28 protein-coding genes are annotated in these 24,231 nt (G+C 67.7%); 4 read left to right on the forward strand and 24 right to left on the reverse strand.

The window, feature by feature from the left end:
* Positions 1-37: 37 nt before the first annotated feature.
* The 5 genes from AC1PQG_RS05395 to AC1PQG_RS05415 all read right to left on the reverse strand — a co-directional run bounded on the left by AC1PQG_RS05395 (position 38) and on the right by AC1PQG_RS05415 (position 4,180).
* Complete coding sequence (locus AC1PQG_RS05395) at positions 38-772, reverse strand: pirin family protein (protein WP_481121602.1); 735 nt, start codon at positions 770-772, stop codon at positions 38-40.
* 77 nt (positions 773-849) lie between these two features.
* Positions 850-1,656: an SDR family NAD(P)-dependent oxidoreductase gene (locus tag AC1PQG_RS05400; protein ID WP_481121603.1), complete on the reverse strand. Its 807-nt coding sequence runs from the start codon at positions 1,654-1,656 to the stop codon at positions 850-852.
* A 73-nt stretch (positions 1,657-1,729) separates the two neighbouring features.
* Complete coding sequence (locus AC1PQG_RS05405) at positions 1,730-2,335, reverse strand: isochorismatase family protein (RefSeq protein WP_481121604.1); 606 nt, start codon at positions 2,333-2,335, stop codon at positions 1,730-1,732.
* 23 nt (positions 2,336-2,358) lie between these two features.
* A complete protein-coding gene (locus AC1PQG_RS05410; RefSeq protein WP_481121605.1) occupies positions 2,359-3,093 on the reverse strand; it encodes a pirin family protein in 735 nt (244 codons plus the stop codon).
* A 10-nt stretch (positions 3,094-3,103) separates the two neighbouring features.
* The gene (locus AC1PQG_RS05415) at positions 3,104-4,180 is read right to left on the reverse strand and encodes an alkene reductase (protein WP_481121606.1); all 1,077 of its coding nucleotides are present in this window, start codon (positions 4,178-4,180) and stop codon (positions 3,104-3,106) included.
* A 100-nt stretch (positions 4,181-4,280) separates the two neighbouring features.
* On the opposite strand from AC1PQG_RS05415, the gene AC1PQG_RS05420 reads away from it, so the two are divergent.
* A complete protein-coding gene (locus AC1PQG_RS05420; protein WP_481121607.1) occupies positions 4,281-5,159 on the forward strand; it encodes a LysR family transcriptional regulator in 879 nt (292 codons plus the stop codon).
* 46 nt (positions 5,160-5,205) lie between these two features.
* On the opposite strand, the gene AC1PQG_RS05425 is transcribed toward AC1PQG_RS05420, so the two are convergent.
* The 6 genes from AC1PQG_RS05425 to AC1PQG_RS05450 are packed head-to-tail and all read right to left on the reverse strand — an operon-like array spanning position 5,206 to position 10,339.
* Positions 5,206-5,526: a DUF190 domain-containing protein gene (locus AC1PQG_RS05425; RefSeq protein ID WP_481121608.1), complete on the reverse strand. Its 321-nt coding sequence runs from the start codon at positions 5,524-5,526 to the stop codon at positions 5,206-5,208.
* A 33-nt stretch (positions 5,527-5,559) separates the two neighbouring features.
* Positions 5,560-5,691 (reverse strand): hypothetical protein, encoded by a 132-nt coding sequence (locus AC1PQG_RS05430; RefSeq protein ID WP_481121609.1) that lies wholly within the window; start codon positions 5,689-5,691, stop codon positions 5,560-5,562.
* Between the two features lie 13 nt (positions 5,692-5,704).
* Entirely contained in the window at positions 5,705-6,142 is a 438-nt protein-coding gene (locus tag AC1PQG_RS05435) for a GlcG/HbpS family heme-binding protein (protein WP_481121610.1), read from the reverse strand.
* Between the two features lie 12 nt (positions 6,143-6,154).
* On the reverse strand, positions 6,155-7,246 hold the full coding sequence (locus tag AC1PQG_RS05440; protein ID WP_481121611.1) for an HlyD family secretion protein: 1,092 nt from the start codon (positions 7,244-7,246) through the stop codon (positions 6,155-6,157).
* Between the two features lie 25 nt (positions 7,247-7,271).
* Positions 7,272-8,855, reverse strand: coding sequence for an MFS transporter (locus AC1PQG_RS05445; protein WP_481121612.1), 1,584 nt, complete (start codon positions 8,853-8,855; stop codon positions 7,272-7,274).
* The gene (locus AC1PQG_RS05450; protein ID WP_481121613.1) at positions 8,852-10,339 is read right to left on the reverse strand and encodes an efflux transporter outer membrane subunit; all 1,488 of its coding nucleotides are present in this window, start codon (positions 10,337-10,339) and stop codon (positions 8,852-8,854) included. Before AC1PQG_RS05450 ends, AC1PQG_RS05445 begins: the two co-directional genes overlap by 4 nt.
* Before the next feature lie 217 nt (positions 10,340-10,556).
* Here AC1PQG_RS05450 and AC1PQG_RS05455 point away from each other — a divergent pair, with 217 nt between their 5' ends.
* On the forward strand, positions 10,557-11,207 hold the full coding sequence (locus AC1PQG_RS05455; protein WP_481121614.1) for a TetR/AcrR family transcriptional regulator: 651 nt from the start codon (positions 10,557-10,559) through the stop codon (positions 11,205-11,207).
* On the opposite strand, the gene AC1PQG_RS05460 is transcribed toward AC1PQG_RS05455, so the two are convergent.
* From AC1PQG_RS05460 to AC1PQG_RS05500, 9 genes are all read right to left on the reverse strand, one after another.
* Positions 11,204-13,171: a DUF3363 domain-containing protein gene (locus tag AC1PQG_RS05460; RefSeq protein ID WP_481121615.1), complete on the reverse strand. Its 1,968-nt coding sequence runs from the start codon at positions 13,169-13,171 to the stop codon at positions 11,204-11,206. The two genes, AC1PQG_RS05455 and AC1PQG_RS05460, sit on opposite strands and share 4 nt — an antisense overlap.
* A 478-nt stretch (positions 13,172-13,649) precedes the next feature.
* On the reverse strand, positions 13,650-14,237 hold the full coding sequence (locus tag AC1PQG_RS05465; RefSeq protein WP_481121616.1) for a S26 family signal peptidase: 588 nt from the start codon (positions 14,235-14,237) through the stop codon (positions 13,650-13,652).
* Positions 14,234-14,767: a DUF2840 domain-containing protein gene (locus AC1PQG_RS05470; protein ID WP_481121617.1), complete on the reverse strand. Its 534-nt coding sequence runs from the start codon at positions 14,765-14,767 to the stop codon at positions 14,234-14,236. The genes AC1PQG_RS05465 and AC1PQG_RS05470 overlap by 4 nt, the downstream gene beginning before the upstream one ends.
* On the reverse strand, positions 14,764-15,036 hold the full coding sequence (locus AC1PQG_RS05475) for a hypothetical protein (RefSeq protein WP_003111892.1): 273 nt from the start codon (positions 15,034-15,036) through the stop codon (positions 14,764-14,766). Before AC1PQG_RS05475 ends, AC1PQG_RS05470 begins: the two co-directional genes overlap by 4 nt.
* Positions 15,033-15,671, reverse strand: a complete 639-nt coding sequence (gene parA, locus AC1PQG_RS05480) for a ParA family partition ATPase (RefSeq protein WP_033834762.1) — start codon at positions 15,669-15,671, stop codon at positions 15,033-15,035. Before parA ends, AC1PQG_RS05475 begins: the two co-directional genes overlap by 4 nt.
* Before the next feature lie 253 nt (positions 15,672-15,924).
* On the reverse strand, positions 15,925-16,782 hold the full coding sequence (locus tag AC1PQG_RS05485; RefSeq protein WP_481121618.1) for a replication initiator protein A: 858 nt from the start codon (positions 16,780-16,782) through the stop codon (positions 15,925-15,927).
* Positions 16,783-16,808: 26 nt separating this feature from the next.
* Positions 16,809-17,090 carry a helix-turn-helix transcriptional regulator gene (locus AC1PQG_RS05490; RefSeq protein WP_003107109.1) on the reverse strand — a complete coding sequence of 94 codons (282 nt, stop codon included), beginning with the start codon at positions 17,088-17,090 and terminating at the stop codon, positions 16,809-16,811.
* Positions 17,091-17,173: 83 nt separating this feature from the next.
* Positions 17,174-17,935: a DUF2285 domain-containing protein gene (locus tag AC1PQG_RS05495; RefSeq protein WP_481121619.1), complete on the reverse strand. Its 762-nt coding sequence runs from the start codon at positions 17,933-17,935 to the stop codon at positions 17,174-17,176.
* Between the two features lie 308 nt (positions 17,936-18,243).
* Complete coding sequence (locus AC1PQG_RS05500; protein WP_481121620.1) at positions 18,244-18,594, reverse strand: DUF2958 domain-containing protein; 351 nt, start codon at positions 18,592-18,594, stop codon at positions 18,244-18,246.
* Between the two features lie 270 nt (positions 18,595-18,864).
* Here AC1PQG_RS05500 and AC1PQG_RS05505 point away from each other — a divergent pair, with 270 nt between their 5' ends.
* Entirely contained in the window at positions 18,865-19,140 is a 276-nt protein-coding gene (locus tag AC1PQG_RS05505; protein WP_481121621.1) for a helix-turn-helix domain-containing protein, read from the forward strand.
* 63 nt (positions 19,141-19,203) lie between these two features.
* Here AC1PQG_RS05505 and AC1PQG_RS05510 read toward each other — a convergent pair whose 3' ends face one another.
* Positions 19,204-19,518 (reverse strand): DUF736 domain-containing protein, encoded by a 315-nt coding sequence (locus AC1PQG_RS05510; RefSeq protein WP_003107092.1) that lies wholly within the window; start codon positions 19,516-19,518, stop codon positions 19,204-19,206.
* A gap of 809 nt (positions 19,519-20,327) precedes the next feature.
* On the opposite strand from AC1PQG_RS05510, the gene AC1PQG_RS05515 reads away from it, so the two are divergent.
* Positions 20,328-20,489 carry a hypothetical protein gene (locus tag AC1PQG_RS05515; RefSeq protein WP_481121622.1) on the forward strand — a complete coding sequence of 54 codons (162 nt, stop codon included), beginning with the start codon at positions 20,328-20,330 and terminating at the stop codon, positions 20,487-20,489.
* Between the two features lie 129 nt (positions 20,490-20,618).
* Here the strand turns inward: AC1PQG_RS05515 and AC1PQG_RS05520 are convergent, their stop codons facing one another.
* The 3 genes from AC1PQG_RS05520 to AC1PQG_RS05530 form a co-directional block, all read right to left on the reverse strand.
* On the reverse strand, positions 20,619-20,828 hold the full coding sequence (locus AC1PQG_RS05520) for a hypothetical protein (RefSeq protein WP_481121623.1): 210 nt from the start codon (positions 20,826-20,828) through the stop codon (positions 20,619-20,621).
* A 62-nt stretch (positions 20,829-20,890) separates the two neighbouring features.
* Positions 20,891-22,942 (reverse strand): ParB/RepB/Spo0J family partition protein, encoded by a 2,052-nt coding sequence (locus AC1PQG_RS05525; RefSeq protein WP_481121624.1) that lies wholly within the window; start codon positions 22,940-22,942, stop codon positions 20,891-20,893.
* Positions 22,943-23,020: 78 nt separating this feature from the next.
* A complete protein-coding gene (locus AC1PQG_RS05530) occupies positions 23,021-23,845 on the reverse strand; it encodes a DUF932 domain-containing protein (RefSeq protein ID WP_481121625.1) in 825 nt (274 codons plus the stop codon).
* Positions 23,846-24,231 lie beyond the last annotated feature (386 nt).

Raw genomic sequence — 24,231 nt, forward strand, 5'->3', positions numbered from 1 at the left:
TGGGAGCAGTCGGCGCCTGGACAGTCGGCGCGGGCCGCTATTGGCCGCTGATCGTGCCGGCATGCGAGCCGGACGCCCCACGATCGACGAGGAACAGCACCAGCGTCGTCGCCATTTCGGCGCGCACGGCCGGCAAGGCGATCTGCAAGTCGGTGGCCGCGTCGCCCTTGCCGAGGCGCTCGCCGCCGATGCTGACCCGTCCATCCATGACATACAGCCATGGCGACAAGCCTTCTGCATGCGGGATCTCGATCGCCTCGTCGGCCTTGAGATGGGCGTCGTAGACCGTGACGCTCTGCCGCACCGAGAGCGGCGCAGGGCTTCCCTCGGGCGCAGCGATCAGGTTCCAGCCCTGGCCGGCGAAGTCTGCCGGGCGCACGAAGAACTGCACCTGCCCGGACAGATCGGCCTCGCGCGGGCGGAAGAATATCTGCAGCATCTCCACCGGCTCGTCTGGCGTCGATTCCTCGTGCCAGAAGCTCTTGCCGGCGTTCATCATCATCAGCTTGCCTGGGTGGATCGAAACCCTGTGGCCTGCCGAATCTTCATGAACCATCGTCCCGCGCCACAGGTAGCTAAGGATCTCGTCGTTGACGTGCTCGTGCATTGCGACCACGGTGCCCACATCGAGATGGGCATGATCGACGACACTGAACTGCCCGAAGGCCGGATCGGCATCGGCGCCGAGGATGGCGCCGGGGCGTATCCGGCGGATCTTGAATGGGCCGCGGGCGAAGGATCGCCCAGCGCTGGATCGCAGGATGTGGAGCATTTTTCTGTCCTTCTGGTGAAGGGCGCTGGCAGTCCGGGGGCCGAAACGCCAAGCCCGGATTCAGCCGCTCGCCGTACTCAACGGGCCAGGTCGCCGCCGTCCACGGGAATCACGCTGCCGGAAACGAACGCACCAAGATCGGACGCTGCGAACAGGACGACACGGGCGATGTCGTCGGGAACGCCGAGCCGGCCCAGGGGCAGCGCCTGCGCGTAGCGCACCAGCGCCTCGTTGACGGCCTCGCCTTCGGTTCGCTTGCTCGCCACGCCGGGCGTTTCGGTCAGCGTCGGAGCGACGCCCACGGCGCGGATGCCCTTGGGGCCCAGTTCGACCGCCAGGCTCTTGATCAGGCCCGCCACCGCGTGCTTGGAGGCGACGTAGTGGGCGGAGTTGGCGCCATTGCTGGCGTTGTAGGCGGCAGTCGAGACGATGTTGACGATGACGCCGGTATTGGGCTGCATGCGCAGCGCCGCCTCGCGGGCACCGAAGAAGGTGCCGCGCAGATTGAGGTCGATGACGCGATCCCATTCGGTATCGGTGATGTCCAGCACCGCACGGGAGGGGTAGATGCCGGCATTGTTGACCCAGATGTCGAGCCGCCCGGTCGATGACACGGCCAGGTCGGCAAGCGCGGAGACCGAGGCATGGTCGTTGACATCGAGGCTCGCCCCGAGGTGCTTGCCGCCGAAGGCTGCGAACTCGGCGGCCGTTTCCTTCGCCTTGGCCTCGTCGAGGTCGCCGATGACCAGCGTGGCCCCGGCCTCCGCGAGGCGCTTGCTGATCGCACGGCCAATGCCGGCGGCACCTCCAGTGACGACCGCGGTGCGGCCGCGCAGCGAAATCAGGTTGCTCAGCGAGCGCTCCGAAACGTCGATATAGCTCATTGTCTTCTCCTTGATGGAAACAGGTCGCTGGTCGAAGCGTTTTGCGCTTCGACCAGCGAGCCGGATGCGTGGCTCAGGAGATGCTGGCGCCCAAGGCCGGGAACACGTCGCTGAACAGCAGGCCGATCAGTTGCTGGCCGTCGGGCGTAGACCAATCCTGCGCGATCTCGGCGATCAGCGTGTTGGTGGCGGTGAGCACCACGCCGGCATCGTGCATGCGCTGACGCGAGAACTCCTCGGACAAGTCGCTGGGCGAACCCGAGGCATCCATCACCGCCTGCACGGAGAAGCCTTCGAGCGCGGCGTCGATGGCCGGGAAGATCAGGCAGACATCGGTAGTCACGCCGGCCATGATCAGGTGCTTGCGCCCGGTGGCGAGCACCGCGTCGCGAAACTCCGGATAGGCCCAGGCATTGACCACGCCGGGACGCTTGATGCGCGCGGCGTGCGCTGCGGGCAGGATTTCGGCGATTTCCGGCATGATCGGCCCCTGGGCGCGATCTTCCTGGCTGGAAGTGATCACGGTCGGCAGGTTCAGGATCTTCGCCAGCTTAGCCAGTGCGATCGCCTGCTTGCCGGCGAACCCGGAGTCGATGTTCTTGATCAGTTGCATGGTGCCGACCTGGTGGTCGATCAGCAGCAGCGCGGAGTTTTCGGCGGTGAATTGGTCTCTTGCCATGATGGAAGTCCTTCGTTTGGGGTTTAGACAAGCGGAAGCGGTGGGCCGCTGAACAGCACGACCTTGACGCTGCCCTGGGGGGCTCTGAATGAAATGTCGCGCGGCGCATCCTGCGCGGGGAACACCGGCACTCTGAGGTGTTCGCTGTCGAAGCGCTGATCCGCCACCTCCACCGTGCCGAAGATCGGCATGGCGAACAGGGTGTGGCCTGCGGCCACCGGCACGCTCAGCTCGGCGCCCGCCTCCAGCGAGACATCGAGCAGCGTTACCTCGGTCGGCGGCGTCAACGGGGAGTGCGTGTCGCCATAGCGTCCCACCGGGACGCGGATCTTGGCGCCGGGCCGTTGGATGACCGGCACGTCCTGCGGTTCGATCGTCAGCGGGAACGGCGCAATGTCGCGGCGCGCCGGTGCCAGTCCGACGAATATCTGCAGTCCATGAACCGTCTTGCCGGGTTCGGCCGGGACTTCCTCGTGCACCACTCCCTGCCCGGCGGTCGTCCAGTGCAGACCGCCCGGCCGGATCAGGTTGTCGGTGCCGATGGAGTCGCGGTTGGCCATGCCCGTCTCGGAATCGAGCAGCAGGTAGGACACGGCCGACATGCCCGCATGGCGGTGCGGCGGAAAGGTCGGCCCGTTCATCCAATAGTGATCGACCCCGAGGAACGGGGACAGCAACCCGGCCTCGCCACGCAGACCAAAGGCGCGGAAATGGCCGGCATGGTTGGCGCGATGAAGCTGGGCGATGACGATGGACATGGCGGCGGTCTCAGGCAGTGGTGCTATCGCTCAAGGCGGGATAGTCGATGTAGCCCTTGGCACCCGGCGCGTAGAACGTGTCCTTGTCGGGCGCATTCAGCGCGGCACCTTGGCGGAAGCGCTCGGGCAGATCCGGGTTGGCCAGGAAGGCACCGCCGAACACCGTGGCGTCGGCCTTGTCCTCGCTCAGGATGGCTTCGGCCTTGGTCTGATCCAGACCGCTGCCGATCAGGTAGGCACCCTTGAAACGCGGGCGCAGCAGCGCGTGGTAATCGACGCTGGTCGGGCCGAACAGGGCCACGTGCAGGTAGGCCAGGTCGAGGCCATCCAATTGATCGACCAGATAGGTGTAGGTCTCCTGCGGCGTGGCGTCGGAGATGCTGTTGAAGTTCATCTCCGGCGAAATCTTCAGGCCGACGCGATCACCGCCAGCTTCCTCGACCATGGCCTTGAGCACGTCCAGTACGAAGCGGGCGCGGTTGGCGACGGAACCGCCGTATTCGTCCGTGCGCTGGTTGCTGCCCGAGGACAGGAACTGCTCGGGCAGGTAGCCCGAAGCGCCATGCAGCTCGACGCCATCGAAACCGGCTTCCAGGGCCCGGCGGGTGGCGGCGCGATAGTCCTCGACGACACCAGCGATCTCGGCCACGCTCAATGCGTGCGGCACCACGTAGTCCTGCGGGCCGCTGGCCGTCCAGGACTGGCCTTCCGGCTTGATCGCCGACGGCGCCACCGGCAGCGTGCCACCCGGCTGCATCGACGGATGCGAGACACGCCCGGCGTGCATCAACTGCATGAAGATGCGGCCGCCCTTGGCGTGCACGGCATCGGCGACGTTCTTCCAGGCCGCGACCTGCGCGTCGTCGATGATGCCGGGGGTACGCACGTAGCCCTTGCCGCTCGCCGAGGGATAGGCGCCCTCGCTGATGATCAGGCCGGCCCCGGCGCGCTGGGCGTAATAGGTCGTGACCAGATCGGTCGGCACGCCGGTCGCGTCATCGGCACGCGAGCGGGTCATGGGAGCCATGACCAGGCGGTTCGGGAGAGTGTAGCGACCAACACGGACGGGGGTGAAAAGCTGGCTCATGATGATGTCCTCGGTTGACAATGGAGCCATCATCGGCCTCATTTGATTTGGAATAAATGGGGTGAATTGGATAACATTGCTCCATTAATGGAGCAATGTGATGGAACAGCTTTTGAATGACATGGCCTTGTTCGTCGAGGTCGTCAAAGCCAAGGGATTCCGCGGGGCCGCCGAGGCGATCGGGATGCCGAACTCCACGCTGTCGCGGCGGATCAGCATGTTGGAGAAGGCCATCGGCCTGCGCTTGCTGCACCGCACGACCCGCAAGGTCGAGCTGACCGAGGCCGGCCAGATCTACTTCGAGCGCTGCAAACGCATCGTCGATGAGGCCCGGCTCGCGCACGAACAACTGGGGGAAATGCTGGCGCAGCCCAGCGGTATGCTGCGCGTATCCTTGCCGGTCGATTTCGCGGTCACCTACCTGGCGCCGTTGATCGCCGAGTTCGCCCGGCACTATCCCGGCATCACGTTCGACTTCGACCTGACGCCGCGGCGGGTCGATCTGGTCAGCGAACCCTTCGACGTGGCGATCCGCATGGGCGAGTCGGAGAATTCGCAGTTGATCGCGCGTCCGCTGGCCCGGCTTTCGACCTGCCTCTACGCCTCTCCGGACTATCTCGAACGCTCGGGGGAACCCGGCGAGCCCGCTGACCTGGCGCAGCACGAGTGCCTGGGCATGGCGAAGACCAACATGTGGACGCTGCACAACGGCACGCGAACGACCACGATTTCGGTGGGCAGCCGGTTCGTGGTCAACAACGTCGGCATGATCCGGCGCCTGGCGACCATGGGCATGGGCATCGTGCTGATGCCCGAGGAAATCGCCGCGGACGACCTCGCCCACGACCGCCTGCGCCGCCTGCTGCCGCAATGGCAAGGCAGCCCCACCCCGGTCTACGCCATCACCGAGACACGCCTGCTGCCGGCGAAGACGCAGCGCTTCATCGAGTTCCTGCGCGAGCGCCTGGCTCGGACTTGAGCGGGTATCCCCTACACGGCGGTACAGGCGCCGCCGTTGCGGCGGTTCAATCGGGCTTTCCCAGGGTGCCGAACTCTGCGGGAATCTTCGTGTAGAACACCCGCACCTGCGCATCATCGAGTTGCGCGAACAGGCGCTCGACTTCCTCGGTGGTGAGCACCATCGTGACCTGCACCGGCTGGTCGGAAAAGTCGAACATGTTGATCGCATGCACGGTGCCGTCATGCCCAAGACCCTGGAGCGCGCCATCCAGCGTCGCGCCGCGAATGCCCAGCTTCCTGGCCTCGTCGAGCAGCCATTGCGCGAGCGGCGTGGAACCGTGCATGCGATCCTGCTGGGTATAGAAAGTGACCTGATAGCCGTGCATGGCGAACTCCGAGGAAAAAGGGATATGCCGACGTCAGACGCCGGTCGTGATGCCGCAGTCCCCGGAGAGATGTGGGGCGCGGGTGCCGATGGCGGTACGACTCGGTGCCGGGTGGCCCTGGCCGCCACCGATGGCGTTCTGTGTCGTGTGGTTCAAGGCATTCATGGTGGCGCTTTGATCAGACTGGAGAGTCGATGGCCGCTGCGGCGATCGTTGCAATCTGAGAGTCGTTGGCGCCGTGAGCACCGCTGACGCCCACGGCGCCGATCACCCGGCCATCGGCGACGATAGGAATCCCGCCCTCCAGCGCGGTGAGGCCAGGCGTGGACAGAAAGCTGGGCCGCCCCGCGTTGATGAAGTCCTCGAACTGCTTGGACGGCGCGCGCAGCAAGGCGGCCGTACGCGCCTTGCCGATGGCCACATAGGGACTGATGCCGATCGCCGCGTCGTGCTTCTCGAACGCGACCAGTTCGCCAGCGGCATCGAGCACGGCCACGCTGATCGCCCAGCCATGGCACTCGGCCTCGACGTTCGCCGCAGCGATGACACGGCGTGCGGCCGCCAGCGCGATGCTGGGCCGTCCGATGGCGATGGAAGATGGCAGGGCTTTCAACATGGCGGCGCTCCGTTACAGCGAAGCCGACGGCCGCGCCGCGCCTTGCTCGCCGACCGCCGTCTCGGCCCCCTTTGCACCGACGTCGATGACCGGGCGCACCGACATGCCGACGCGCAAGCGACGGACATCCTCCTGGCCCGGCTCCAACCGGATGCGTACCGGCAGGCGTTGCACGATCTTGGTGAAGTTGCCGGTGGCGTTGTGCGGCGGCACCGCCGAGAAGCTCACGCCGCTGGCCGGCCCCAGGCTTTCGACGCGTCCCTTGAGGCGCAGGCCCGGCAAGGCATCCACGGTGACCTCCACCGGCTGGCCGACCTGCACACGGGCCAGTTGCGTTTCGCGGAAGTTGGCTTCCACATAGACCGCATCCAGCGGCACCAGGGTCAGCAGCGGCTCGCCCACGCGGGCATAGCCGCCGACCCGGGCGCGGCGCTGGGCGACGACCCCGCCGACAGGCGCGGTCACGCGGGCATAGGAGAGGTTCAAGTCGGCCGCCGCTTTTTCTGCCTGCGCTGCCAGCAAGGCGGCCTGCGCCTTGTCCAGATCGGCGCGCAGGATGGCGGTCTGCTGCTCGGCCGAATGCAGGCCGGCGCGATCCCGTTCATGCGCGGCGCGCTGGATTTCCCACTGCGCCTCGGCCTGCTGCTGGGCCTGCACCGTGCCGGAACCATCGCGGGCCAGGTTGGTGAAGCGGCTGCGATTGGCCTCCGCGAGCTTGAGATTGGCGCCGGCGGCGGCCACCGCGGCACGTGCCTGCTCGATGATGCTCTGCTGGCGCGCGATCTGCGCCTGCAGGCTGCCGATGGCGGCCTGCGCGCTGGCGACGTGCGCGCTCGCGTTGTTCACCGCGATGCGCAGGTCGCGTTCGTCGATGCTGACCAGCGGGGCGCCGGCCTGGACGTCCTGGTTGTCGGCGACCGCCACCTCGGTGATGACGCCCCCCACCTGGGGGACGATCACCGTGAAGTCGGCCTGCACATAGGCGTCGTCGGTACTTTGCCGGGACGCGCTGGATTCCGGGCGGTTCAGGATGAAGAACGCGCCCACCAGGGCGACGGCGGCAACCGTGCCGACCGTGATGCGGAAGCGAAGATTCGTGGCCATAGGAAACTGTTTCACCAAGAGAAGATCAGGAGGCGGCCCCGGCCGGTGCGCTGGGCGGCACCGCCTGGGGCATTCGATTCACGACCGGCGCGGGGATGTATTGCAGCTTCAGCACCGCCGGAATCAGCAGCAGCGCCAGCACCGCGAACACCCGATAGACGTCCGCCGTGGCCAGCACGCCGGCCTGCTGCGCGACCGTGGACGACAGCGTGGCCAGGGAAGGGCCGGATGGCGGCAGCCGAGGCAGGGCCTGGGCCGCGCTGTCGAGCAGCATGTCGGTATGGAAGCGGGTACGCACCGCCGTGAGCTGACCGATGACGGCACCGCCGACGGTCGCGCTGAACACGCGCACGATGTTGACCATGCCGGCGAGAAAGGGGCCTTCCATGGGCTGAACCACGCTGGTCACCAGGAAAAGCAGTGCGACCATCGCCATGGGCTGGCCGACGGCCTGCAGGATTTCGGCCCACAGAAACTGATGCACCATCCAATCGCTGGTGATACCGGACGCCAGCCAGCAAGCCGCCGCCATGCAAGCCAGTCCCGCTGCGAAGACATGGCGCGCATCGACCCAGCGCCGGTACAGCAGCAGCGCCACGCAGGGCCCAAGCACCAGTTGCGGCAGCCCGACCATCAGGCCGATGGCCGCGCTCTGCTCCATGCGCAATCCCTGGAGCTGGCCCAGCACACTGGCCGGCAAGGTGACGGCCGTCGCCATCACCATCAGCAAGACCGCGAGGCTGAGGAAGCCAAGCCAGACGTTGCGGCGCTCCAGCAGTTGCAGCCGGTTGAACGGGGCCGGGTGACGCCATTCGCTCGCCAGGAACAGCACGGTGAACACGGTGCCGATCAGTAGCGCGGCGACGATGAGTGGCGAATGCAACCAATCCAGCCGCACGCCCTGATCCACACCGACCACCAGCAGCATCAGGCCGGGCACGCCCAGGGCCATGCCGAACCAGTTAGCCTGTTTCAGCCGCGGCAGTGCCAGCGGCAGCTTCGGGATGCCCCACGCCACCAGCGCGACGGCGAGCAGGCCCAGGGGAATCACGTGCCAGTAGACCAGGCGCCAGTCCTCCAGACGATCCACCCACAGGGCGGCCAGCCAGAGCGCGACATTGGGCGAGAAGGTGGCGACCAGCGCGAACACCGCCAGGCCATGCAGGCGGATGGCCGGCGGCATGAAACGCAGGCAGGCCATCATCAGCAAGGGAATCAGCGCGCCGCCGAAGAACCCGTGCAGCACGCGCAAGGCCAGCAACAGGTGCAGATCCCGCACGAAGGGCAAGACGGCCGACAACAGCAGCGCGGCCGACAGCATCGCCAGATGGAAGCGGCGCAAGGAGAACGTGATGGCCAGCCAGGTCGCGAACGGCATCGCGGCCAGCTCGCCGGCCGAATAGGCCGTGCTCAACCAGGAAGCATCATCCAGGCCGAAACCCAGCGCGCCGCGCAGGTCGGCCAGCACCAGGCCGGGAATACGGCCGTTCAAGCCGGCCACCATGGCCGCCAGCAGCGCGCCCAGCAGGCCCACGGCCAGGCGTGCATTGAAGACCGGCGGCGACGGTGGGCTGGATGGCGGGGCGGCGCTGGCCGCTGGCGTGCTCATGACCTGTCGCCCGCCGATGCGGTTTCGGGGCGCAGCGCGGACGACCAGCCGCCGCCGAGCGCGCGGTAGAGCGCAACGACGGAAAGCGCGGAGGCGGTCGCGCAGTCGCTCAACGCGGTCTGGCTGGCCAGCAGCGAACGCCGGGCGACCAGAACCGCGGTGAAATCGGCGGTACCCTGCTGGTAGGCGCGTTGCGCCACATTCAACGCGGTCTGGTTCTGCGCCAGGGCGAGCTGCAACTGCGCGTGCCGCTTCAACTCGGTGCTGTAGGCGTTCAGCGCATCATCGACTTCGTGCCAGGCGCGCAGGACGGTCTGCTGGTAGGCAATGCCCGCCAGGCGATGCCGGGCTTCGCTCAGTGCCAGATTATTCTTGAGCCGGCCGCCCTGAAAGATCGGCAGGTGCAGCGTCGGCCCGATCGAGAAGCGCCGGGAATCCCAACTGCCCAGGTCGGACAGGTCGAACGCCTGCACCCCCAGGCTCCCGGTCAGGCTGATGCGTGGGTAGAAGTCGGCGGTCGCCGCGCCGATGTCGGCGACGGCGGCGCGCAGCCGCGCTTCCGCCTGCAGGATGTCCGGCCGCTGCCGCGCCAGTTCGGACGGGATGCCCACGGGCAGGCGCTGCGGCATCGGCGGCAGGCCGGCGGTGGCAAGGCGCTCATCCAATTCCCTTGGCGGCTTGCCGAGCAGCAACGCCAGCGCGTTCATCAGGGCATCGCGCTGCTGATGCAACTGGGCCAGGCGGGCCTCGATGCCGGCCACCTCGGCGCGCGCCGCCGCCGCATCGAAGCGCGTGGCGACGCCGTTGCGCTCGCGGCTTTCGGCCATGCGCAACAGGTCCTCGGCGATCCGCCGGTTTTCCTCGACGATGGCCTCCTGCGCCTGCACGCCCCGCAGCAACAGGTACGTGCGCGCCACGTCGCCGGAGACGGAGACCTTGACCGCCTCCATGCCGAAGCCACTGGCTTGCAGTTTGGCCTCGGCCGAATCGCTGAGGTGGCGCAGATACCCCCACAGATCCAGTTCCCAGCCCGCCTGCAGGCCCAGCGACCAGGTGCTGGTGGGCTCGGTCGGCGCGCCGAGCAACACCATCGGCGAGTGCTCGCTGAGGGCCGAGCGTGCGTAGCTGGCGTCTGCGGACAGTTGGGGCCTGCGCGCCGCGTTGGCCAAGCCAAGCTGTGCACGGCTTTCCTCGATGCGCGCGGTGGCGGCCAGCAGATCCAGGTTGGATGCGGAGGCTTCGGCCTGCAACGCGGGCAGCGTCGCATCGCCGAACAGTTGCCACCATTCGGACGGCGCCGGCGCCTCGACCAGCGCGGGCTGGGTCGCCATCGCCGCCGCGCGTGCGCGCAAGGCTGCGTCGGGCGAGGCCAGCGACGGCTCGCGGACATCGGGCGCCGTCACGCAACCGGCCAGCACCAAGGCCAGCGCGGGCGCCACGCGCGACGCGCGGCCCAGCGTCTGGCCTCGAAAAACGCGATTCATAGAAGTCCTTTGACGATGCAGGCGGCAAGATCGCGGACGCTGCTGGCCCACGACTAAACCGATCGGTTCAAATTGGCATGGTACTCTAATCCCAAGCCGTCAAGTCGTCAATTCGATGCCCATGCATCAAGCGAAGCCCAGTTTCGCCGAGATCGGATTGGCCCTATTCAAACCGTTCGGTATAGTCCCAGCCATGACTTTTCACTTGAGCAGCGCGATGTCCACCCCCCCTGCTGCAGAACGCAACGACAAGGAAGTTGCCATCCTGAAGGCGGCCACCTCGGTGTTCCTGGCGCACGGCTTCAGCGCCGCGACCACGGACATGATCCAGCGCGAGTCGGGGGTCTCGAAGGCGACGATGTACGTCTACTTCCCCAACAAGGAAGTCCTGTTCGCCGCCGTGATCGAGCACGAATGCGGGGCGATGGCCGCCACCTTCAGGGCGATGGACTCGTCGCCGGGCGACATCGCCAAGACCCTGAGCGACCTCGGCATGTCCTATCTCGACATCGTCCTCTCGCCCACGGCACTGGCACTGCATCGGGTGGTCATGGCGGAAGCGCCGAGGTTCCCGGAGCTGGGCCGGCGGTTCTTCCTGGCCGGCCCGAAGGTCGTCACCTCGATCCTGGCCGAACGGCTGGGCGTGGCGGCGCAGGCCGGCGAGATCGACGTCCATGCGCTGGGCGTCGAAGCCGCCGCGACGCTGTTCCTGAGCATGCTGCGCGCCCAGCCGCAGATGGAGTGCCTGACGCACCCGGGCACCCACCCGTCCGCCGCACAGAAGGATCATTGGGTGCAGTTGGCGGTCACGACCTTCCTCGGCGCATTTGGTGCAACGACGGCTGCGTCAAGGCGGGACGAGGACTAGGCAACGCCAGGGCCGCGCTGCCTTCCGACTTCCCATGAAACCCCGCTACCGCGCACCATGGCGGCGAGTTGCTGTCCCAGCCGCTGTTCGATCACTGGCCGCCACGGCACCAGGCTGAAGCCCATGCCATCGTCCAGCATGGCGTAACGCCCACTCGCCAGCATGACCGAGCGCCGGTAGATGCCGGCCACACGCTGACCGTCGGTGACGGTCCGATGCTCCAGTCCGGTGTCGGCGGCAATGTCCTTGGCGGCTTGCGCCAGTTCCCGATTGCGCAGCGTGCCCAGCAGGTTCCGGGCGAGGATCACGCGCTGCCCGCGCCGCTCGGCCAGCCCCTGCTCGGCGAGGAAGTCGGCGCGCTGTTGCAGGGTGTTCTTGACCTCGCCGCCAAAGCCCAGGTCGCCCAGCCCCGTGCCGCCGCCGATCAACTGCTGATCCAGCCAGGTTGCGCCGATCACGCGCGCCTGCCGCTCGATCGGCAAGTGCGATTTCAGTTCCACCGCCACACCGCCCAGCCGTTGCGAGTCGTACTGACGGCCACGCTCGGCCAGGTCGTCCGGCACCTTCCATAAGCCATCGGCCACACGCTCCACGATGCCGGCACGGCGCAGGGCTTCCAGCCGGCGAACATGGGCCGCGACGACTTCCTGCGGGTCGCGTCCGGGCTTGGCTCGGCCCTGCTCGATCGCCAGGTGATGGTCGGTGCGGTACAGGCCATCGCTCGCCAGCGCGGCGATGTTCTTGTCGGCCGCCCGCACCTCGGCGGAGCCGCGTACCTCCACCACGGCTCCGGTGGGATAGTTCGCCAGCTCGTCGCGGGCGTTCAAGGCGACGTAATGGGCCTTGCCGTCCACGCCGTCGATGACCAGATAGCCGCGGTCGTGCAGCTCGTCGGCCAGCCCCTTGGCGGACACGCGGCCGATGACGGTTCGGCCATCCTCGCCCGGCTCGAACACCGCCAGCTCGCGCGGCTGGCCGCTCATGGCCCGCTGCATGGTACGGATGATGTCGCCACGCTCGCCCAGGGCGCGCAAGGTCTTCTCCGCGTCCGCATGGACGGCCCAGGTGCCGGGCTGCATCTCGTCGGCCAGGCGCAGACGCTGCAAGCGTTGCAGGCGGCCGATCAGCAGCAGGCGCTGGCGTTGCAGCTTTGGTTCGTTGAAGCGTTCGATCTGCACCCGGCCATCCTCGCCGGCCTCGCGTTGCAGCGTGCGGTCGAGGCTCGTCCACCGCTCTTGCTCCACCTCGCGCTGCAAGGTCTGCTGGATCTCCAGTTCGGTGCGTGGCCCCAGCCATTCCGTCGCCAGCTCGGCGGCGCGATGGCGGAAGCCGTGGGCGATGTAGTCGCCCGCGATGATGAGGTCTTTGCCGGTATCGTCGCGCCCGCGCACGATCAGGTGCGTGTGCGGGTTGTCGGTGTTCCAGTGATCGACAGCCACCCAATCCAACCGCGTCCCCAGGTCGGCTTCCATCCGATTCACCAGATGCCGGGTATAGGTGCGCAGGTCGTCCAGCTCGGCGCCGTCCTCGGGCGAGACGATGAAGCGGAAATGGTGCCGGTCGTCGGTGCTGCGCTCCTTGAAGGCGTCGAGGTCGGCATCGTCGGTCTGCGGACCGTAGGCGCGGCCCGGCTCGCCATCGCGGCCGGCGCCGTCGCGCTCGATGTAACGCAGGTGTTTCGCCAGCGACTGCGGACTGGCGTTGCGTTGATTGACCAGCAGGGTCTTGATGGTCACGCGCCGAGACATAGGCGTCAGCTTCGCCCCGGCGAAACGCGCCGCCGTGTGGCCGCGCCCCAGGCGCGAGCCGGGCCGCTGGCCTGCGCGCTGGCCCTGGCCGCCGGACACGGCGGAATGGCGTATCGAGGACTTGCCGCCGCTGGCCTTGCCAGCCTGCTTGAGCACCTTGGAAACGAAGCTCTGGCCCTGGCCCTTGCCCCGGTTCTTCGGGGCGCTGGGACGCACGCGGAAATCGTCGTCGCGGCGGTCGGTCATGGCTACGCTCCCCGCAAGCTACGGCGTGTCCTGTCGTGCAAAGCACACGGACATGCCTGCATTGGCGCGGCCCTCGCGCCCCACGCGGCACGGCGGCGAAGCCGCTCCGTGCCGCGCCACCCCCATGTGCAGACAGGCTTTCGACGCGGCCCGGTGCCGCGTCCTTTTGTCTTGCCTTCCGCCTTTGCCCCTCGCTGGCGCTCCGGGCAGCGGCGGCCCGGCGGCGCTGCTGCGCGAGCAGCCAGCGCGCCGGCGAACGCGGGCACGGCCGCAGGCCGGGCGCGTTCGAGGCAAGACGCCTGCACGTTGGACGGCTGCGCCGAAGGCAGCGCGAAGTGCGGTGCGAATGCACCCGCACTGCACGCGCGACGACACGGCGACGAACAGCAGAACGACACGCCCGATGGCACGATGAGATGCACGGCGACGTGCAGCGAATCGGCGGCCATCATGGGCGGGACTCCAGCCAGACCGGATGCGCGACGCCGATCACGGCGGATGTGCTGACCGGCCCGAAATACCGGCTGTCGAACGACGCCGAGTTGGTCACACTCAAGAGGAACAGTTCGCCGGGTTCGAGGCGACGGCATTGCTGCCAGGATGGCAGCGGCCGGCCCCAGCGGTCAGCAGGCAGCACGGCGGCCGAAGGCACGCCGTCGACGCGGACAACGCGGCCAGTGATGCACACCTCCTGCGGCGCGACGGCGCCCACACGCTTGAGCAGCGGCACGCGCGCCGGCAGGTAGCCGCGCTGCGCGGCCAGCGCGGTGGCGTCTGGCGGCAGCATGGTCAGGACGATGCTGCCCACGGACAAGGGACGTGGCAGCGAGCCGGGCTTACGGCCCAGCGGATCGACGCGATACCAGCCGACCGCCACGCTGTCGGACGGGTTGTAGATCAGGCGCGGCAGCGGATGCACGAAGGACGCCCAGGCCAGCGCAGCGAGGCCGCAGGCGGACAGGCTCGCCAGCACGATGCGAGCGCGCAGGCGCGAGCGAGGACGCGGCGCGGTGCCGGCAGTGGAAACAGCGGTCATGGCAGTTCCTTCCCGATGAGCCAGGCGGCGTGTCGCTCGGCGGTGTATTCGGGCAGCGGCAAGCGCGCAGCGAGCCGGTTGGCGAGCGTGCGCCAGTACGCGGGCGAGACAGCGGCGGATGCGACGCCCAGCGCCTCGATGGCGTCGATGCGCTCCAGCACGGCGCGCACCTGGTTCTCGCCCTCGGCGTGCAGCAGCAGACGCGCGCCCGGCTGCACGCCGGGGATGCGCTGTGCCGCATCGAGCGGCGTGCAAGCCTGCATCACCATGAGCTGCCAGCGAACGGTGCCGTAGTCGTTGGCCTGCCACCGGATGCGGCACAACATGGCACCCGGCAGGAACACCGCGCAGCGCCGCCAGCGGTCGAGCTGGAGCGTGCGCGCAGGTTCGCCGAAGCGCAGGTAGAGCTTGAAGCGCGGTTCGATGTAGGCCAGCGCCACGCGCGTCAGCGGCGCGCTGGCAGGATGGCCGGAAGGTGCTGCGAGCGCAGCCGTGGCCGCGCCAGCGGCAGGCGAAGCGGATGCGGTCATGGGGTGTTCTCCCTGCGGTGCTCTGGAAACTCCCGCTCCAGCAGGCCGCGCAGCAGGTCGGCCACGGTCACGCCCTGCGTGAAGGCCGATACCTTGATGCGCGCCCGCATGGCGGGCGTGATGTCGAGGGTCAGGCGAGCCGTGTAGAGGTCGCCCTTGCCCAGTGCATCGGCGTCGCCCTGGCGAATCCACGCCTCGGCGTGCGGATTCGCAGGCGGACGCGCGCCGATGCCGACGCGCTTTGCGCGAGGTGGCGGCTTCGCTGTCATGTCGGCCACCGCAGCAGTTCGTCCACCAGCGCGGTGATTTCGCGCGCGGCGGCGCTGTCCGGCGCGGTTTCGCGTGCAAGCCGGCCAGCGGCCACGCTGTCGGCGAACACGATGCGCTGATGCACTTCCGCGCGCAGCGCAGGAAGCGGTTGGTCGGCCAGTGCCTGGCGCGCTTCGCGCCCGATCACGGTGGTACTGACGCGCCGGTTGATGACGAAGGCCGCGCGCAGCGCAGGCCGAAACACCTGCGCCTCGCGGATCAGTGCCACCATCTCGGCGCTGGCCCACAGGTCGTAGGGGCTGGGCTGCACGGGGATCAGCACGCGCTCGGCCGCCAGCAGCGCGGAGCGCGCCAAGGCGGCGATCCTGGGCGGGCCGTCGATGATGACGTGATCGGCCCGCCTGGCGAGTTCTGGCGCCTCCTGGTGCAGCGTTTCGCGTGCGAGGCCCACGGCGCTGAACAGCCGTGGCAAGCCTTGCTGGCTTCTGCGCTGTGTCCAGTCCAGCGATGAACCCTGCGGGTCGGCGTCCAGCAGGACGACGTGCTGGCCGCGCATCGCCAGCTCACCGGCGATGTGCGTGGCGAGCGTGGTCTTGCCCACGCCGCCTTTCTGGTTGAGCAGAGCGACGATCATGGCCTGGCCCTCCGTGTTGGAAAGCCGGGCTTTTGCTGCTGCGCTTGTGGCCGTGTGGTGGTTGTCCACCGCAGCGGCGCTTCTCTACTAGAAGTTAGAGAAATTAAGTTAGGGAAGTTAGAGGGCGCGCAAACCCAATGCTGGCGCGGGTTTGCGGGCGATCGGCACGCCTGATAGCACGATAGTCCCACGCCTGATAGCACGATACCCCGCACGCCTGATAGCACGACACCATTCACAGGCTGTCCCGGAGTTATCCCCGTGCCGTCTGCGGCACGGGCCGGAACGTCAGCAGTTCCATGCCGTTGTCCGGCATGCGCTCGATGCCCAGGATGTAGCCGGGCAGCGACTGCCGCGCGACCAGTGCGCGCAGGTCGCAGGCGAAGTCGTAGGGCTTGGCGGTGCTGCCGGATTTCTGGTGCAGGTATCGAAAGTCGAACTGCCAGCCGTATGCCTGCTTGCCGCCGTGCTTGCGCACCAGGCGATACAGCCACCGCTCGATGCCGCCAGTGAGCCGGAAGTACGCCGGGTCGATGGTCAGCACCAGGGCGGCGTCGAGCACGCCCGCATAGAACCAGTCCGGCAGGATCAGCTCGATGCCCAGCGGCGTGCCGCGGGCATCGGCCAGTTCCTTCCATTCGTTGATCCACGAGAAACGGTGCAAGCGCCGCCCGGTCGTCTCGCGGATGGACGTGGCCACCGTGGTCGATTGCAGCCGGTCGAGCGCGGCCTTGAGGCGCTGGTAGTCGCGCAGCGACTTGCCACGCCCGATGAAGCGCAGGATCTCGTAGGGCGTCGCGCACATCAGCCGCGACGGGCGCAAGCCCGCGTCCTTCGCCTCCACGATCTGCGAGGCCGCCCATATCAGCACGTCCGCATCCCAAATCGTGGCGATGCCGTGCTCCTGCGTGCCTTCCACGCGAATCGTCACGTTGCCCGCCCGGAAGTCGATGGGCTTGACCCGCTTGGACTTGCCGAGCGAGAAGAACGGATAGGCCATCAAATCCTGGCTGTCGCGCGGCGCCATGTCGCCGGGCAAGGCGCGGAACAGGTCGAGCTGTTCGCGCTCCTGCAACGGCCGCTGCCGGGACGGCAGCGCGGTGCTGGACATGGCGATGGCCTGCCGCGCGCCGCCGATCAGCGCGCACGGCTGTCGGCCGAGTGGTGCTCGGCGTATTCGGGATCGGAAGTCGTCTCGAAGCTGCGGTCGGCGGCCCAGGCATCGAGGTCGGCCACGGCGTACATGACGCGACGGCCGAACTTGCGAAAGCGCGGGCCGCCGCCGATCACGCGCTGCTTTTCCAGCGTGCGCGGCGACAGGCGCAGGTATTCGGCGGCTTCGTCGTTGGTGAGATAGCGTTGGGGCTGCGCGGCAGCAGTCGAGACAGTGGCGGCAGGCCGCAAGGGAGCGGGACGCATGGTGTGAACCTCCATCGGTTGAAAGCGCCCGGCCACACAGCGCGACCGGATGGAGGCAGTCTCAGAAAACGCGGCCCTTCTACTCAGGGTCGTTTTGCGTCTACATCAAAACGACCCTTCTCAAGCGGCGGAAGCTGTGCTAGGTGGCGATAGCCGCCGCGCATCAGCGCATCGCCGCGCCGCACCAGGCGGCGCACCTTCGAGCGCAGGCCGCCGTCGCTGTACCAGTCGGCCACGGCGTCGGCACCGAACAGTCCTTCGCCCACATCGCGCAAGGACGCACCCGCGAGGGTCGCGTCGAGCGCCTGCAAGGTGTGCAGTTCCAGCAGCGCGGAAGGTGTTGGCCTGGGCGTGGTGGCAGCGAAGGTCGCGCCGCGTGCATGACCGCGCGCAGGGGCGGCAGTGCCGCTCCGTTGGGCATAGGCCACGGCCATGCCGTCTTCCAGGCCGGGCGCCAGCGCAAAGCGCAGGCAATGGCCTGGGCTGCGCGCGATCAGCGCCAGCTTCTTGCCGTCGTGGAACAGTTGCTTGTGGCCGGGGATGCGCCAGAACGCGAAGGCGGTGGCATCCTGCGGCGGATCAGCGTCGGGGTAGAGCTGCACCACGGCAGCATGACCAGGCAGCCAAGCTGGATGCGCGTCACGCGCATCCAGTGCCGGGTCTTCCAGCAGACGCAAACCCCAGCGATGCGCTGCATCAGGCCGGCGATGACGGCGTAGCCAGTCGAGCCGGTAGTCGGGATGCCTGCGCAGGTACTCCCAAGCGAGCGCGAGCGCATCCAGCCAAAAGACATACAGGTATGCGGCAGTGGGATACCAATGCGCGAGGTGATGAGGATTGACCATGACGCCTCCTCCTGCGAACAGGACTCGCCGCCACGGAAGAACTACGCGCTACATCGCCCTCGTCGGAACGTGATGGGTTACAAAGGCGGATGGGGCTGTCAAGACCAATTGACTCCGATATGTTGCGGTATTCGTCTCAATGCTGCGGCGGCAGCGCCCCACTGTGGGGCGCCACACAGGCCAGCCTGCGGCAGCCCGCGCCGGGCATCATGTCTATTTGGGTCAGACTGGTGCGGCTACGCCGCAAGAATCTCAATTGAGACCTACCCGGTATGACACCAGACTGAAAAAGTCACAGTAGGCTGTGTTCAGTCCGGGATAGCCCCGTCGCGCTCGGCCAGCCGGGTGTACTCCGACAGCGTGCGCGTGGGGCGGAAATAGAGGTCGCGCATCACGGGCTGCTGGCGCGGCCCGACGATGTCGGCCAGCTCGGACAGCTTGACGGTTCCCTGCGCCGGCATTCCGATGCCCAGGTCGATGAGGCCCCAAGCGGTGTCGCCATCGGCGGGATCGAGTGCGGCCAGCAGCCAGGTCACGTGCGCGTCCGGCGTGAATAGCCGCACCACAGGCACCGGGTCGATGGCCTGGCCAGCGGCGCGGGCCTCGCCGTTGGCGAGCAGTTGTGCGCGCTCTGGGACGGTGGCGAGTGGCTGGGGCATGGTTGGCAATCCCACAAATCCAATGATGCACGTATGCGGTTTCACGCCCAAGCGCAGAACCGCCAAACCGGATTTACGCCTTCGTGCACAAGCACGGATGCGCTTGCGTGGCTTTGCTGGAACCCGCCGATGCGGATTTCCGTAAAGGCACAAAAACGTAGAACACCAAATGAACACTATAGATTGTAGCCCTATAGGGCTCAATGGGCTGTCATCTTGGTTTTTCGAGGGAAACCATAGGTGGCGGCTGGGAACTCATTGGCGAAGGCGTTGAAGACAGTCAGAAAAGCGCGTGGCTTGAGCCAGGAAGCCTTCTCTGACGTGTCCAGTCGCACCTATATGAGCACCCTCGAACGCGACCTGAAAAGCCCGACCCTGCATAAGCTGGCCGAGCTGTGCGAGGTGATGGAGATCCACCCGCTCACGCTGCTGACGCTGGCCTACGCGGGCGATAGCTCGCGCAAGGCCGACGAGCTGCTGGCGCAGGTGCGCCGGGAGCTGGAGGCGGTGTTGAAGGAACACGACGCGGCGAAGCCGCGCGCGTGACGCGGTGATGTGCTGCGAACAGCAGCACAGCGCCCCGCCGCGGTGGGCGGGGCGCTGCGGCGGTCACGCCGCCTGGGGCTTGCTGCGCGACCAGATCAGGTCGTGCGTGCCGTCCTCGCCTTCGATCAGGCGGGCATAGACCGGAGCCGGGAACGAAGGATCGTCGAGGGTCACGGACTTGTATTCCCGCCCGGCCTCGCTGGTCTTGTTCCACGCCGCGCCGATGTCGTGGCCGGCGGCCTGGAGGCGGAAGTCGGGGGCGTTCTCGCTGCTGCCCTTGTCGTTGGGAACCAGCTTGACCTTGACGTTGAGCGTCAGGGTGCGCAGCGTGCCGGTGAAGCCGTCTTTGTCGGTGGTGAAGGTGCCGATGTTGGCCATGATGTTTTCTCCTTTCGGTTGAACAAGGTTCGCGCCCATCGCGTCCTTGTTGTGATCCGGCCGGCGGGGGACGGGCTTGCTGCACCGCTTGCGGTCGAAACGCAGTGGAGAGCCGGGAGGCGAAAAGAATTTGTTGCGCGAGGAAGCCGCGCAGCGGCGGGGAAATTGTTTTCGCCGGACGGTTGCAGCCATAAGCCCGAGGCGCAGCCGCACCCTCGCCAGGATTCACAACGAGACAAGGACGCCTTGGGCCGAACCACTCCGAAAGGAGATGGGGCCGACTCGGCATCCCCGCCCGAAGGCTTTTCCGGCTCGCCCGCTGACGCCGGCCAGGTCAACCACCCGGCGACAGGCGAGAAAGCCCACGCCGCACCTTGCGGCGCCGGTCTTGAGGCGTGGCGTGGAAGCTCCATAGCGATGCGGGGCGGGTTGTCCGTGAACCGTCCTTCGTGACGTGATGGGCAGGAACCGCCAGCGTTGAGGACGACACGCATCTGCACAACCTGCCGCAGCGAGCGCCAGCATGTTCGCCAGCGCCCCGTCCATCGCGGCGGGGCGCTGGCCGGGCCGATCCGGCGCAGCCGGTTCGGCAACATCGAGGGGCGCCAAGCATCGCGCGGCGGGGATAGCCCGCAGGGCTTTCCCCTGGAGGCAAGCGAAGCGCGCAGCGCCGCAGGCGCGAAGGCGTGAGGGATTGAAGCCGAATGGCCGTGACAGCGAAGTCGGCACGGGGCGCAGCCCGAAAGCCCGGCGGCGCTGTGCGTCGACACGCTCAGGCCGTTCCAGAATTCCAAACAGGAAACGCGGACATGCCTCTGATGAAATGGGCGCGGCCTACGCTGCAGGGTATGCACGCGGCAAGCCGAAAACCGCTGGTGATTCCCGCGCACTGCGGGCGCTTCGGCTTGCAGGCCCATGCGGGCCGGCCATTGCCGGGCGGGAAGCCCGGTTACGTCAACGCCGCCGCCTGAACTGCCGTGATGGCGGAGGCGTTCCGATTCGGCTGTGGGCTTGGAACACCGGGCGCGGCCACTGCCGCGCCCGGATTTTGCGCCCACCGCGCCCAGGTCGGAACGGTCTGGGCGCGGTGCTGAACGCAGTTATTCCTTCGTTTCGATGAGCCACCACATGGCACGCGGCAAGGTGCGGCCCGTGATGGGGTGAATGTCGGTGAGGTCGGCGCAGGCCGTCCAGCCCGAGGGCGGGCGGTAGCCGCGCACGTCGCCTGCGCCGTGCCAGCGGCGGGCGCGTACCGTGTCGGGGGCGTAGATCGCCGCCATGCGCGGGCGGCTGGTGGTGGTGCGGGTCATGGGGGCTTCTCCTTCCAGCGAAGCGCCCCGGTCGAGGCCGGGGCGCTTGCCTTTGGCGCGGGTCAAGCGGCCAGCGCCTCGGCGGGTTCATCCGCCATTGCTTCGGCATCCTCCGGGGCGTCCTGCTCCGGGCCTGCCTCTTGCGCGGCATCCTGCGGGCCTGCGGCCTTGAAGATGGCGGGCATCCAGCCCGTACCATCGGCCAGCCGCTCGGCTTCGCTGGCAATGTCGGCCTTCCTCAACTTCGCCAGCCGGTTGACCTGCTCGGGCGCGTACTCGCCCACGGCATCCAGAATCATGGCCTTGGAAACGTGCTTGAAATAGCCTTCTGCGGTCGGCTTCCACCATGCGGCCATGTCGAGGCCCACGGCCTGCGCCAGTTCCTCGCCGGGCTGGTGCGGCGTGGCGCGGGGCGTCACCACGTCCACCGTGGAAGCCACGCACACGGCCAGCAGCCGCACCAGTTCGTCTTGCGACTTCGCCAGCAGCGCGGCGAATAGTTCGGCGCTGTCCTCCGGCAAGGCAACACCTGCCACCTGTTGCAGTTCGCGCAGCGCCACGGCAGCGGGCGATTCCGGCCAGTCCGGTGCCATGCCTTCCAGCCGGTCTTGCGCCGTGAGGCGCACGCCGAGCGGCAGGCCATCGCCGTAGGCGTGAGGCTGCAAGACGGTCTGCACCATGCCATGCACCAGCGCGGCCAGCGCGACGTGCGGATGCCGGGCGACTTCGATTTGCAGCGCCGCCGTGCGGTGGGCGCTCAACCGTTGCGCCAGCCGGTCGGACAGGCTCGCGGCCTTGGGCGCGTCGTCGGCGTCCTCGTGCTCGTCGTTGGCGGCTTCGCCTTCGGTACTGCCGAAACCGCGCCGCAGCTTTTCCAGCGTGCGCAGCGCCTTGGCCTCGGCTTCGCGCAGCAGGCCGCGATGAATGACGGCCTCGCCGTTGCGGTCGATGGTGACGATGGCACCGGCCACCTCGCGCACTTCGGGGGCATAGCCTTGCAAGGCGTCCTCCGCATCTTGCAGTTCCCCGACCACCTGATCGCGCCGCTGTGCCAGCTTCTCGGCGTTGGCCTCGTCCTCCGCGTCGCAGGCTTCTTCCAGTTCGGCGTCGATCTTTTCGAGGTGGGTTTCCAGCGAAGCGATGCGGCGGGCCTCGCGGATGGTCGGCTCGCGGCGATGGCGCGGGGCGTTCTGGAACGCCTGTCGTTCCTCGTAGGCCAGATGCGGCACGGCCTCCACCCATGCCCAGCCCTCGGCGCGCACGTCCTCGGCCAGCGTTGCCAGCTTGTCGCGCACCAGCGTTTCCAGCACTGCGGTATCGGTGAGGTAGGTTCCGGCATCGCCTTCCGCGAACAGGTCGCGGCGGATGCCGCCGCCTGCCTGCCGGTAGGTGTCCAGCCCGACGAAGCGCACCAGCGCGTGCGTGGCATCGATTTCGCGCTCGGTCAGGCGCTCGCGCAGCTTGGACGGGCTGCGCTGCCATTCCGGCGCACCATAGAACGCGGCATCCTGCGCGGCGTGGTCGTCGGTGATGGTCAAGGCCATCAACTGTTCCAGCGTCACGCCACCGGCGCGATAGTCGGCCATCAGGCGCGGCGAGACGTTCGCCAGCTTCAAGCGGCGCTGCACCACCAGCGGGGACACGCCGAAGTCGGCGGCAATGTCTTCGACGGGCCGGCCTTCCTTGACCAGCGCGGCGAAGGCCGCGAACTGGTCGGCGGGGTGCATGTTCTCGCGTTGCACGTTCTCCGCGAGGCTGACGGTGCGGGCGGACGCATCGGCCACCAGCAGGCACGGCACTTCGTAGTCGGTGGGGATGCGCTTCTTCTTCGCCAGCAGCTTCAAGGCGGTCAGGCGGCGGTCGCCTGCAACCACCTCGTAAGCCTCGCCATCTGCGGAAAGGATGACGATCAGGTTTTGCAGCAGGCCGATGCGGGCAATGCTCGCGGCCAGTTCGGGGATGGACTGGCGCGGGGTCGTGCGGACGTTGCGCTTGGAGCGGCGCGGCAACAGTTGCGACAGCGGAACCAAGATCAGGTTCTTGGTCGGGTCGGCCACTTCCAGCGGCGCGGCGGCTTCGATGGCGACGGTTTCGGTTTTGAGTACGGCGTTCATGGTGATAACTCCTTGCGGTTGGGATGCAGCAGCGAGAGAAGCGGCAAGGGCTGCTGCCTGCCCCTGCCGCGTGGGGATTCAGGCTTTCAACTGGCGCAGGCCATCGGCCAGCAGCCACAGGGCGCGGTTCAGACGCACGCTTTGGTCGATGCCCTGCACGGGCCGGGTGGTCTGGCGGCGGCCATTCGCGGCGCGGGCGGACAGGCCGCCTTTGGTCAAGTTCTCCTGCGTGCGGTTGAACACGCTCCACAGGTCGCGGCGGTCGTCGTCGTGGCGGCGCGGCATCAGGATTTGCGATTCCGTGATGGGCGCGGGCTTGTCCTCCTCGTACTTCAACGCCAGCGCAGCGCGGGCGAACACTTCCGATTCCCCGGCGTCGAGCGTGATGGCGCGCATGGCATCGCGGGATTCCTGCGCCCGGTCGAAGCCGTGCAGGACTTCGTAAGCGCCTTCGATAACGTGTCCGGCTACGTCGCCCTTGTGGGGAACGCGCACGTCGGCCACGGTGTCGCCGCAGACAAGGCCATTGCTGCAAACGAAGCGGAACATTCCGGCCAGCATCTGATAGCTGCTGGTGCCGTCATGGGAGTTCAGCAGGATGATTTCGTTGGCCTCGCGGCCGTTGATCTGGCTGGCGTGGCGCAGCCGGATCATGTGCTTGGTGTAGTCGCGGCGGTCGTCGTGGCGCACGCGGGTTTGCGTCACCATGAAAGGCTCGAAGCCTTCCCCGCGCAGTTCCTGCAGCACGGTGGCGGTGGGGATGTAGCTGTACCGCTCGGAGCGGCTTTCGTGCGGGGCTTCCGCGTAGATGGACGGGGCCACGGCGCGGATTTGGTCATCGGACAAGGGACGTTCCGAACGCAGCACCGGCGAACGGGAAGCGAAGCGGGATGCGAGTTGCATGGCATTTCTCCTGACAAAGAAAAAAGGGTTTGCTGTTCACACCGCACACCGGATTCCTAGATTCGGAGCCCAGCCTTTCGGCTGTTGGTGCGGTCGGCACGAGGAACCCGGTTGGCCCTGTTGCCACCGTCTTTCCTGAGTTCATCGCCCGCGACGGTCAGGAGCGCGCGGACGGGGGCCGTCAAGGAAACAAGCGCAGGGTTGGTGCGGCCCGCAGGCGCAGCCGAGGACACGGCCCTGCGCGCCTTGACGGCACACGGGAGCGGGCTACAGTCGCGGACAAGGTGATGAAGTCAGGGGAGACGGCTGGACATGGCAACGGCCATCCCTGTGTGCCGTACCGCACGCAAGCGAAGCGCGCAGGCCCGAAGCTGGAAGCCGGGCCG

It is taken from the genome of Zoogloea sp. GDB6, from assembly GCF_056724105.1.

Excerpts from the sequence above, each read along its gene's own strand:
- AC1PQG_RS05450 (WP_481121613.1), bottom strand. The coding sequence starts at position 10,339 with ATGAATCGCGTTTTTCGAGGCCAGACGCTGGGCCGCGCGTCGCGCGTG.
- AC1PQG_RS05470 (WP_481121617.1), bottom strand. The coding sequence starts at position 14,767 with ATGACCGCATCCGCTTCGCCTGCCGCTGGCGCGGCCACGGCTGCGCTC.
- AC1PQG_RS05410 (WP_481121605.1), bottom strand. The coding sequence starts at position 3,093 with ATGTCCATCGTCATCGCCCAGCTTCATCGCGCCAACCATGCCGGCCAT.
- AC1PQG_RS05455 (WP_481121614.1), top strand. The coding sequence starts at position 10,557 with ATGTCCACCCCCCCTGCTGCAGAACGCAACGACAAGGAAGTTGCCATC.
- AC1PQG_RS05400 (WP_481121603.1), bottom strand. The coding sequence starts at position 1,656 with ATGAGCTATATCGACGTTTCGGAGCGCTCGCTGAGCAACCTGATTTCG.
- AC1PQG_RS05405 (WP_481121604.1), bottom strand. The coding sequence starts at position 2,335 with ATGGCAAGAGACCAATTCACCGCCGAAAACTCCGCGCTGCTGCTGATC.
- AC1PQG_RS05445 (WP_481121612.1), bottom strand. The coding sequence starts at position 8,855 with ATGAGCACGCCAGCGGCCAGCGCCGCCCCGCCATCCAGCCCACCGTCG.
- AC1PQG_RS05490 (WP_003107109.1), bottom strand. The coding sequence starts at position 17,090 with ATGCGTCCCGCTCCCTTGCGGCCTGCCGCCACTGTCTCGACTGCTGCC.
- parA (WP_033834762.1), bottom strand. The coding sequence starts at position 15,671 with ATGATCGTCGCTCTGCTCAACCAGAAAGGCGGCGTGGGCAAGACCACG.
- AC1PQG_RS05485 (WP_481121618.1), bottom strand. The coding sequence starts at position 16,782 with ATGTCCAGCACCGCGCTGCCGTCCCGGCAGCGGCCGTTGCAGGAGCGC.
- AC1PQG_RS05495 (WP_481121619.1), bottom strand. The coding sequence starts at position 17,935 with ATGGTCAATCCTCATCACCTCGCGCATTGGTATCCCACTGCCGCATAC.
- AC1PQG_RS05465 (WP_481121616.1), bottom strand. The coding sequence starts at position 14,237 with ATGACCGCTGTTTCCACTGCCGGCACCGCGCCGCGTCCTCGCTCGCGC.
- AC1PQG_RS05425 (WP_481121608.1), bottom strand. The coding sequence starts at position 5,526 with ATGCACGGCTATCAGGTCACTTTCTATACCCAGCAGGATCGCATGCAC.
- AC1PQG_RS05440 (WP_481121611.1), bottom strand. The coding sequence starts at position 7,246 with ATGGCCACGAATCTTCGCTTCCGCATCACGGTCGGCACGGTTGCCGCC.
- AC1PQG_RS05530 (WP_481121625.1), bottom strand. The coding sequence starts at position 23,845 with ATGCAACTCGCATCCCGCTTCGCTTCCCGTTCGCCGGTGCTGCGTTCG.
- AC1PQG_RS05430 (WP_481121609.1), bottom strand. The coding sequence starts at position 5,691 with ATGAATGCCTTGAACCACACGACACAGAACGCCATCGGTGGCGGCCAG.
- AC1PQG_RS05520 (WP_481121623.1), bottom strand. The coding sequence starts at position 20,828 with ATGACCCGCACCACCACCAGCCGCCCGCGCATGGCGGCGATCTACGCC.
- AC1PQG_RS05395 (WP_481121602.1), bottom strand. The coding sequence starts at position 772 with ATGCTCCACATCCTGCGATCCAGCGCTGGGCGATCCTTCGCCCGCGGC.
- AC1PQG_RS05525 (WP_481121624.1), bottom strand. The coding sequence starts at position 22,942 with ATGAACGCCGTACTCAAAACCGAAACCGTCGCCATCGAAGCCGCCGCG.
- AC1PQG_RS05415 (WP_481121606.1), bottom strand. The coding sequence starts at position 4,180 with ATGAGCCAGCTTTTCACCCCCGTCCGTGTTGGTCGCTACACTCTCCCG.
- AC1PQG_RS05475 (WP_003111892.1), bottom strand. The coding sequence starts at position 15,036 with ATGACAGCGAAGCCGCCACCTCGCGCAAAGCGCGTCGGCATCGGCGCG.
- AC1PQG_RS05420 (WP_481121607.1), top strand. The coding sequence starts at position 4,281 with ATGGAACAGCTTTTGAATGACATGGCCTTGTTCGTCGAGGTCGTCAAA.
- AC1PQG_RS05500 (WP_481121620.1), bottom strand. The coding sequence starts at position 18,594 with ATGCCCCAGCCACTCGCCACCGTCCCAGAGCGCGCACAACTGCTCGCC.
- AC1PQG_RS05515 (WP_481121622.1), top strand. The coding sequence starts at position 20,328 with ATGCCTCTGATGAAATGGGCGCGGCCTACGCTGCAGGGTATGCACGCG.
- AC1PQG_RS05435 (WP_481121610.1), bottom strand. The coding sequence starts at position 6,142 with ATGTTGAAAGCCCTGCCATCTTCCATCGCCATCGGACGGCCCAGCATC.
- AC1PQG_RS05510 (WP_003107092.1), bottom strand. The coding sequence starts at position 19,518 with ATGGCCAACATCGGCACCTTCACCACCGACAAAGACGGCTTCACCGGC.